Annotated in this window: 9 protein-coding genes and 1 pseudogene; all 10 read right to left on the minus strand. The window is 30.6% G+C overall.

Going from position 1 to position 9,119, the window contains the following annotated elements; all coding sequences use genetic code 11:
• Positions 1-69 precede the first annotated feature (69 nt).
• Positions 70-768, minus strand: a complete 699-nt coding sequence (locus J7M77_RS13745) for a metallophosphoesterase (protein ID WP_296879556.1) — start codon at positions 766-768, stop codon at positions 70-72.
• Positions 769-835: 67 nt separating this feature from the next.
• Positions 836-1,693, minus strand: coding sequence for an EamA family transporter (locus tag J7M77_RS13750; RefSeq protein WP_296879558.1), 858 nt, complete (start codon positions 1,691-1,693; stop codon positions 836-838).
• A 453-nt stretch (positions 1,694-2,146) separates the two neighbouring features.
• Entirely contained in the window at positions 2,147-2,974 is an 828-nt protein-coding gene (locus tag J7M77_RS13755; protein WP_296879560.1) for a Sir2 silent information regulator family NAD-dependent deacetylase, read from the minus strand.
• The gene (locus J7M77_RS13760) at positions 2,964-3,599 is read right to left on the minus strand and encodes a 4Fe-4S binding protein (RefSeq protein WP_296879562.1); all 636 of its coding nucleotides are present in this window, start codon (positions 3,597-3,599) and stop codon (positions 2,964-2,966) included. Before J7M77_RS13760 ends, J7M77_RS13755 begins: the two co-directional genes overlap by 11 nt.
• Before the next feature lie 2 nt (positions 3,600-3,601).
• Positions 3,602-4,741 carry an MFS transporter gene (locus J7M77_RS13765; protein WP_296879564.1) on the minus strand — a complete coding sequence of 380 codons (1,140 nt, stop codon included), beginning with the start codon at positions 4,739-4,741 and terminating at the stop codon, positions 3,602-3,604.
• Between the two features lie 119 nt (positions 4,742-4,860).
• Positions 4,861-5,425, minus strand: a pseudogene (locus J7M77_RS16935) (N-acetyltransferase family protein).
• Between the two features lie 55 nt (positions 5,426-5,480).
• Positions 5,481-6,452, minus strand: coding sequence for an aldo/keto reductase (locus J7M77_RS13780; RefSeq protein ID WP_296879568.1), 972 nt, complete (start codon positions 6,450-6,452; stop codon positions 5,481-5,483).
• A gap of 10 nt (positions 6,453-6,462) precedes the next feature.
• Positions 6,463-7,278: an MBL fold metallo-hydrolase gene (locus J7M77_RS13785; protein WP_296879570.1), complete on the minus strand. Its 816-nt coding sequence runs from the start codon at positions 7,276-7,278 to the stop codon at positions 6,463-6,465.
• Positions 7,279-7,380: 102 nt separating this feature from the next.
• Complete coding sequence (locus J7M77_RS13790) at positions 7,381-7,950, minus strand: TetR/AcrR family transcriptional regulator C-terminal domain-containing protein (RefSeq protein WP_296879572.1); 570 nt, start codon at positions 7,948-7,950, stop codon at positions 7,381-7,383.
• 89 nt (positions 7,951-8,039) lie between these two features.
• Positions 8,040-9,026, minus strand: coding sequence for an aldo/keto reductase (locus J7M77_RS13795; RefSeq protein ID WP_296879574.1), 987 nt, complete (start codon positions 9,024-9,026; stop codon positions 8,040-8,042).
• Positions 9,027-9,119 lie beyond the last annotated feature (93 nt).

Genomic DNA, 9,119 nt, shown 5'->3' on the forward strand with positions numbered 1-9,119 from the left:
AGATTAGTGTAATCTACGACCTTTATTTAGAAAAATAACAAAAGGGATGTAAATTACTACATCCCTTTTCTATACATAAAACTCTTCCATTGTATTTAAACATAAACAAGCTAACTTACCACCTTTAAAACAGGCTCCACAATCAATGGCAATATAATTATTTTGATGAATTATTTCAGCTTTTCCAGCTAGTATTTCTGTTGGAGTATGACCAATAATCATAAAATGACGATCATCATTAAAATAAGGAATTTCTAAATCCGGTCGATTCCAGACAAAATCATCAATATCATAATCATCTAATGATTTACCTAAATTACCACCATCTATGCCAGCATGAACTAAAAGATAATATTTATCATTTATAAACACTTCTTCGTATGCTACAAATTCCATTAAATAATCAATGATGTCTTGTTGTTTGGTTCTTGGTAAAGTTTGAAATTCTTGAATAGTTTGATAAGCTCCATTATTAAACCAATCAGATAATTTAGCTAACTTTTCTTCATCTAATTCATTGATTGAAGCTTCCGTAATTTCTGTAGCTAACCATTTTAAACACTCAACGGCCATTAATTCATGATTACCAATTAATCCATAAACATTACTTCTAATCATCATATCTTGTAATATTTTAATCGAACCATCACCACGATCAATTACATCACCTAGCACATACAAAGTATCATTATCATTAAAATTAATCATTTCTAACATCTTTTTATATTTATCATACATCCCATGAATATCACTCATTACATAGATCATCTTAAAAACCTCCAATTACTATTATAAATGAATTAGAAAAAAATTGGCTTACTATTTGTAAACCAACTTAAATTAACATCACTAAGGTTCCTACAACAATAAAAACTAAACCACTAAAAGCTTTTTTAGATATTTTTTCACCAAAAACAAAATATGAGAAAATAACAGTTACCACAATACTTAATTTATCAATTGGTGTAATCAAACTAGCTGGTCCAATTTGTAAGGCACGATAGAAACATAACCACGATGATCCTGTTGCAATACCAGAAAGAGCAATAAAGAAAAATTCTTTCTTTGGAATATCGCTTATAGTTAGTTGTTTTCGCTCAACTAAAACAATTAACCAGGCCATTAATAAAACAATTGAAGTTCTAATTGCTGTCCCTAAATTACTTTCAATCTCACTAATTCCTATTTTCCCTAGAATCGTTGTTAAACTGGCAAAGATCACTGATAAAACAGCATAAATAAACCAGCTATTTTTATATGTAGTATTGGTATTTTCTCTTTTTTCCAACATTAAATAAGTTCCTGCTACGATCATTATCATTCCTGTCAGTTTATAAATAGTTACTGTTTCCTGAAAGAAAATAAATGATAAAATAATCGTTAAAACAATGCTTGTTTTATCAACTGCAACAACTTGATTAATGTTTCCTATTTGTAGAGCTTTAAAATAAAATAGCCAGGAAGCTCCTGTTGCTAGACCTGATAAAATCAAAAACAGTAACGTTGTTGGTGCAATGGAACTAATTTGATTAATTGAACCGGCAAGTAATGCCATTAACCAGGCAAAAAAGAAAACAACAATAGTTCTAAGAGCTGTCGCTAGATTAGAATCAGTTTTTTGAATTCCCATTTTAGCTAAAATCGCTGTAATCCCCGCAAAAAAAGCTGAACCAAAAGCATAAACTATCCACATATTCAAATCCCCCATAAATAGCCTATCTATATCATAGTACAACCATATTTTTTTACAATCATAAAAATATTAATTTTTTTATTAAAGCATGTTTATCATAAAAAAAGACGCTAGTCTTAACACCAAAACGTCTTTAACAATTTAATTTATAACATCTTTAATACTTTATCAATATCTACGTTATACACTTAGATTTTTTAATTTCTTTATAAGCGTATCCACCGTTAAAATTGATAAAATCATCAGTTGCTTTTGGACTTTGATAAACCATTTGACTACATTCTAACCATATCCTACTCATTCTACCCATTTTTATTGACAAGAATGGTTAGAATGAGTAGAATAGAAGACAACAAAACTGTTGTATTCCACTATAGAAAGTGGCAGTCGTAAATTTTGTGACTGCCATTTAGTGTATATACATATTTATCATTTCTAGACTATAAAATATTTTCATAAACATTCTAACACCTTATCAATATCTCCGTTAATACAAATAGATCTTTTTTGAATTTCTTTAGGAGCGTATGCATCGTTAAAATTGATACAGGCATAAGTTGCATTTGGATTTTGATAAGTCATTTGCCAAAACGGATATTTAATAATAGCTGGCGTATTATTGCCAACACCTAATTCTAAATATAAAATTTTAGAATTATGATGCTTATTGATAAAGTCTTGATAACGTTTCTTAGCCTGATACCAGTATTTATCTTGAACAAACGTCTGATCACAGCGTAAATTCATGGTCATGGGTTTATTGCAAATAGGACAGCGTGGAATCAAATCAGTAGGAATTTTTAAATTTTGTTGTTTTTTAACCATCTCTTTTACGATCTTTTCATTATCGTAGGTTTGCTGGTGACAAGGAACACTGCACTGCCATAAACCATAATCACCTTGAGTGTAAAATAACCGCTGTTTGTCAAAACCAGCTTGTTGAAACTGATGATCGACATTAGTAGTGATTACAAAATAATCTTTATTATTAATCACTTTAAATAACTTTTGATAAGTATTTTTTGGTGCTGATACATAACGATTATAATAAATATAACGTGACCAGTAAGCCCAATATTCTTCTAATGTTTCAAACGGATAAAAACCGGCACTATACATATCTTGAAAATGATATTTTTTAATAAAATCACCAAAATATTGTTCAAATCGTTTACCAGAATAAGTAAAACCAGCCGATGTAGATAATCCAGAACCCGCCCCAATAATGATTGCTTCACTAGTATTAATTGCCTCAATAAGCTGTTTGATTTTATCTTTCATTATAATCAACTCCTTTATTTATTGCCTGATATTTACAAACTTCCTGACATTTCCCACAGTGTAAACAGTGATTTTGTTTAATTGTAAAAGGTAAAGTAGTACTGTCGATACAATTTTGTGGACATGCTTGAAGGCATTTTAAACAGCCTTGACATTTTTCATTAATAAAATATTTAGTTACTTGATTTTTCTGGTGATAGGCAAAACTTTGGCGATAAATTGGTTTTTGACTTAAATCAAAATATTCACCAGTATATTTATCAATGACAAATACTTCTAAAACATCACGGGCTTGCTGATTGGGATAAATCTCTTTCATATATGGATTATTATCAAAAATAATTTTCAGTTTATCATTAGAAACTTTTCTTACCTCACCTTGTAAAGAAATTGCAATTGATGACATTGTATCTTTTCCTTTTAACCCTGTTAAAGCAATTTTAGGATTAGTAATTAATCGCTGATATAATGATTTACCTCGAGCTGTTAAAAAATATAAATAATGATCTTCAAGCAACATTAAATCCATCGCGCAAGTGTAAATATTACCTAACTGATCATTAGTAGCCATGATTACCGTATGGATATCTTGTTGTAATATTTTTAAAATCTGTTTTTCATCCATTTTTATTCCCCCATTTTACTAAAGGCAAACTGATCAATAAAAGCCATAATTATAAGTACTAAAGCGGCTAAAAAATAAATTGTCTGATAATTGAAATACTGAACAACATATCCCCAAATTATTGCTCCAATACCATAACCCAGATCAACACTGCAATAATAAATTGAAGCTGCAAAGGCAAATTGTGATGGCAAAACAGTTTGAATGATTCTAAAATTATAAATCGGATATAAAATACCGGTTGCTATTCCAAAAGGAATGGCAATTAAGTATAATTGTAATTTACTTTGAACAATTGCAATTGAAAATACTGATAAAGCTAAGATAATTGTTAAAATAAAACTTAGTTTACGCATTCCTAGGATTTTTAAAACTTTATGAGAAAAGAAACGGGAAACTAAAGTTGCCAAAGCAACGATCGTAAAAAACAAACCAATATTTCCTAACTCTAGCTTTTGGCCATAAGCAGCTAGAAAACTATTAACCGCTCCCTGGCTAAATACTGCTAAAAAGAAGATCGCCGCAATAATGATTCCTTTAAATGATGAAGATTTACCAGCTTGTTGTTTAGCAGCTAAGGTATTACTTTTTACAAGCAATGATAAAACAAAACTAATAGCTGTTATAATTAATAACACGATAAATAAAGCTAAGAAGTTATCATAGTTACTACCTAAGATCTCTAAAGCTAGTGTTGGCCCAATGGCATTCGCTATTGTATTAGCTGAAGCCGTAAATCCTACTCCTTCATTTAATCTTGATAAAGGAACATATTCATTACTAATTGCTGTAGCACAAGTTAAACTGATACCAAAACCAATACCATGTAGTGCCCGGCAAAGTAAAAATAAACCTATTTGTTTGACTAAACAATAACCAATTGCCGCAATTACAGTTATTAATAAACCCGCTACTAATAATTGTTTATTACTAAATCTTTCATTTAGTTTTTTAATAAATAATCGCGCGATTAAAGCGGCAATGGTAAAGACACTAATTAGATAACCACCGATAATATTCGAATCCGTCAATAATACCCCATAAATGGTCATTACTGAATTTAACAGGGCATAACCCATATTAACACCAAAAACTAATAATAATGAAAATAGATATTTTTTGCTCCATAATTGTTCTTTCATTGTATCACCTCATTGTAACTATTATTATTACATTAAAAGAATAACATCATTTAGTTGTAATGTCAATAGTTACAATAAAAAATGATACCAAAATAGTATCATTATAATAAATCTACAATTTAATTTTTAATTTCCTTAAATGATTTTATCATTTCTGGTTTATTACTATGTTTACCAATTATCTTTTCCATCCAGACCATATCATACCAGGTATTAAATTTATAGCCACAACGATGAAACTTACCAATCATTTGATAGCCTAAATGCTGGTGATAATCAATACTGTTAGTATTTAAATACTGATCTTCTTTAATTGGACTGGCAATACAGGCATACAAATTAGTAATTCCCTGATATGCTAAGATCTTTTCTAATGCATTATATAGTTTTTTTCCAATTCCTAATTTTTGACAACCTTTTTTTTACATAAATCGAAGTTTCTACTGACCAGTCATAAGCCTGACGATCTTTTAAACAACTGGCATAAACATAACCTACTACCACATTTCCATTTTTAGCAATTAAATAAGGATATTTTTCAATTATTTTTTCATAACGTTTAGTAAACTCTGTTAATGAAGGTGTCGTATATTCAAAGGTAATCGCGGTATTTTCAACATAATAACGATAAATCGCTAAAATTTCTGGTAGATCCTGATAAGTTGCCATTTCAATTTTAATCATAATATCAGCTCCTTATCTATTATTGTATGTAAAAAAGGTATTGCTTGCAATACCTTTATAATGCACCAACAATTGGATGAGGCTGATAACATTCCTCTAAATATTTAATTTCTTCTTTACTTAATTTAATCTTAATCGCTTCAGCAGCTTCTTCAACGTGTTTAAATTTAGAACCGCCAACGATTGGAATCACATTATCTTTATTTAATAGCCAGCTCATCGCAATTTTAGCTCGCGTAGTATTTTTTTGCTTTGCTAAATTTGCTACCCGGTCAATGATCAACTGGTCGATTGTAGCCGTAGCATCATATTTATCTTTAACACTCTGATCAAATTGACTCCGTAATGTCTTGCTTGATGCATCGTGACAAAGCCGACCACCGGCAAGTGGTGAATAAGGGGTTAGAGTAACTTGTAAATCGTTACATAAAGGAATCATTTCTCGTTCATCTTCACGATACAATAAATTATAGTGATTTTGCATCGTAATAAACTGATGCCAGCCATTTAGCTTAGCGATATATTGGGCTTTAGAAAATTGCCAGGCATACATAGCACTGGCCCCAATATAACGAATTTTACCCATTTTGATTAAATCATTCAATGCCTCCATTGTTTCTTCAATTGGTGTCTGATAATCAAAGCGATGAATAATATATAAATCAATATAATCTGTCTGTAGTCTTTTTAGAGAAGCTTCAACAGCATCGAAAATATGTTTTCTTGATAAACCCCGACCATTTAAATGATCATTTAGGGGATAAAATACTTTAGTTGCAATGACTACTTCATCACGATTAGCGTATTTTTTTAACGCTTTACCTAAAATCACTTCACTTTGACCATGACTATAAACATCAGCAGTGTCAAAGAAATTTATCCCTAAATCTAAAGCATGATGAATATACTCTATGCCTTCTTGTTCATTTAAATGCCAAGGATATTGATCAACTTCACCAAGTTCCATACAACCAAGAGCCAGTTTAGAAACTTCTAAGCCCGTATTTTTTAACCGAATATATTCCATAAATAACCTCTTATTTTTTAGTTAACACAAATGGTTCACCAGGTGCTAAAACTCTAATGCGCTCAGGGTTTACGATTCGATCTACTAGATCTTCAGGATTTCCATTAAATGGTGTCATTTCTGGTGCATCAACACTACCCCAATGAATACAGATTAAATCTGCATGAGGATAGGTATTAGCTAATTTAATTGCTCCTTCTAAAGTAATATGCCAGTCATTATCGGCAAAATCAAATAAAATTACATCAGGTTCATCCATGTGCAAATGTTTTTCTAATAATTTTGAATCACCAGGTAACCAGATTGTTCCATCCGGAGTATCGATCCAGTAACCGCAATAATCTTCTTCTTTCCAATAACGATAATTATATTTAGAAGAACCATTTTGCCAGTTATGACAAGCTGGAGTTAGTGTGATGTTTAAATCATTGATCTCAAATGTATCATTGATATCATGTCCCGTTCCTGGGATTCCTTCTTCATTCATCACCTTAGCAACATAATAAGGAGCATGATATGACTTACAAACTGGTAATAAATCTTTACATGTTGGTCGACTAAAGTGATCATTGTCAATATGGGTTACTAATAACCCATCTAAAGCAGGTACAACATTTGGTAAAATAGGCATTTCAATCAATAAGTCCATATCGAATCCTTCTAACAAAGGATCAATCATAATATTAGTACCACGACTATTAATTAAAATACTGGCACTAGCCATCCAGGTAATTTCGGTGTGCTCAATCGTTTTAAAAGCACTTTGATCCATTTTAATTGTTTTAGGGGCAACTGCCTGACCTTTTTCATTTTTCATTATCTTCATATTATATCTCCTTTTCTTTAACTATATTGTAACCTACTTTTTTAATAAAACAATTTACTAAAAAGAAAGAAAGTCAACAAATTGACTTTCTGTTAATATCGTCTACTTATATGGATTACCTTTAGTCTTGCCATCAGCAAATAATTTATCCATTCCAACTCCTCTTAAATCTGTAATCAATCGTGCCATCTCACTGCAGCTAGCTGGCATATCCGATAAAATCCAGGAAATAGACATTGAACTAGATGCGGTAGCATGATATTCCGTTGCAAAACGCAAAGCATCCGGCATTGGTTTATCTCCATATAATTTTTGATGAAAAGCGAGATCAAATTCTTTACAATGTTCAAAGATATAATCCTTTAAACAATTTTGTCCTTCCATCAATAAAGCTGGTTTCATAAAATAATGATATTCTTTCATATTTTCAAAAGTTTTTACCATTGAATCATAAAAACTAATTTTCTTACCTGGATCATCAAAATCAGGAATGATCTTATGTTGATAAATATACTGGATCAAATCATTTTTATCTAAAAAATGATTATAAAAAGTTTGTTTAGAAACATGAGCTGTTTGTAATAACTGTTTGATCGTAATTGATTCTAATGGATACTGTTTACATAACTGTAACAAGCTATCAGCTAATATTTCTTTTACATTCAATGCCATTTGTATCACCCTATTTAATTATATTATAAATAAGGATATTTCTCTACTATATTTTTATTGTAAAAAGCAGGTTTAATAACCTGCTAAGATTAATTATTTTGGGCCATGACCCCTACTAATTGATGCGGAACATACGGTTCTTCCAAGTATTCTTTTTCTTCATCACTTAAAACTAGATCAACGGCTTTAACAGCACCATCAAGATGATGTTTTTTAGTGGCTCCAACTACTGGCGCAGCTACTTTACTAAATAACCACGCTAATGATATTTCAGACATTGAAACACCTTTTTGACTAGCTAATTGTTCAACGCGATCAATAATGATACCATCCTGCTGTTTACTGGCATCATATTTTCCTTTGGCATAACTATCTTCTTCTAATCGTTTTGAAGATTCACCAGGATGTTTAGCTAATCTTCCAGAAGCTAATGCGCTATATGGTGTCATCGCAATATTTTCTTCTTTACAATATCTTGCCATTTCTCTTTCTTCTTCTCTAAAAATTAAATTATAATGTCCCTGGATAGAAATAAATGGCTGATAATTATGAGCCTTAGCAATCTCATTAGCTTTAGCCAATTGATAAGCATAACAGTTAGAAATACCAATATAACGAACTTTACCTTCTAAAATAAGTTCATTTAAAGCTGCTAAAATTTCTTCAATTGGGTTATGATAATCCCACATATGCAAAATATATAAATCAACATAATCCATTTGTAATCGATTTAAACTAGCTTCTAAACAATTATGAATATACTCTCTAGCAGTTATTCCCTGTTCTTTCATTTCTTTAGTCATTGGAGAAAATTTAGTGGCAATCACAACATCCTGACGATTAGCTAATTCTTTGATTGCTCTACCTAAATATTCTTCACTAGTACCGCCTTGATAAGCCATTGCTGTATCAAAAAAGTTAATTCCTAAATCTAAGGCATATTTAATTATTTCTTTTGACTGATCATAAGGTAAGGTCCAAGAATGCATTCCTTTACCAGCATCACCAAACCCCATACATCCTAAGCAAACTTTGGAAACTTTTAAATCACTATTACCTAACGTTACATATTTCATTTTAATTTTGCCTCCTTAAAATTGATGACGAATTACTTCTATTAAACTAAACTGGTGATCTTGATATTCATATACAAAAATACAACAATTTCC

Origin of the sequence: Thomasclavelia sp. (genome assembly GCF_017889095.1) — a bacterium.
In the GTDB taxonomy this organism is placed as follows: Bacteria; Bacillota_I; Bacilli_A; order Erysipelotrichales; family Coprobacillaceae; genus Thomasclavelia.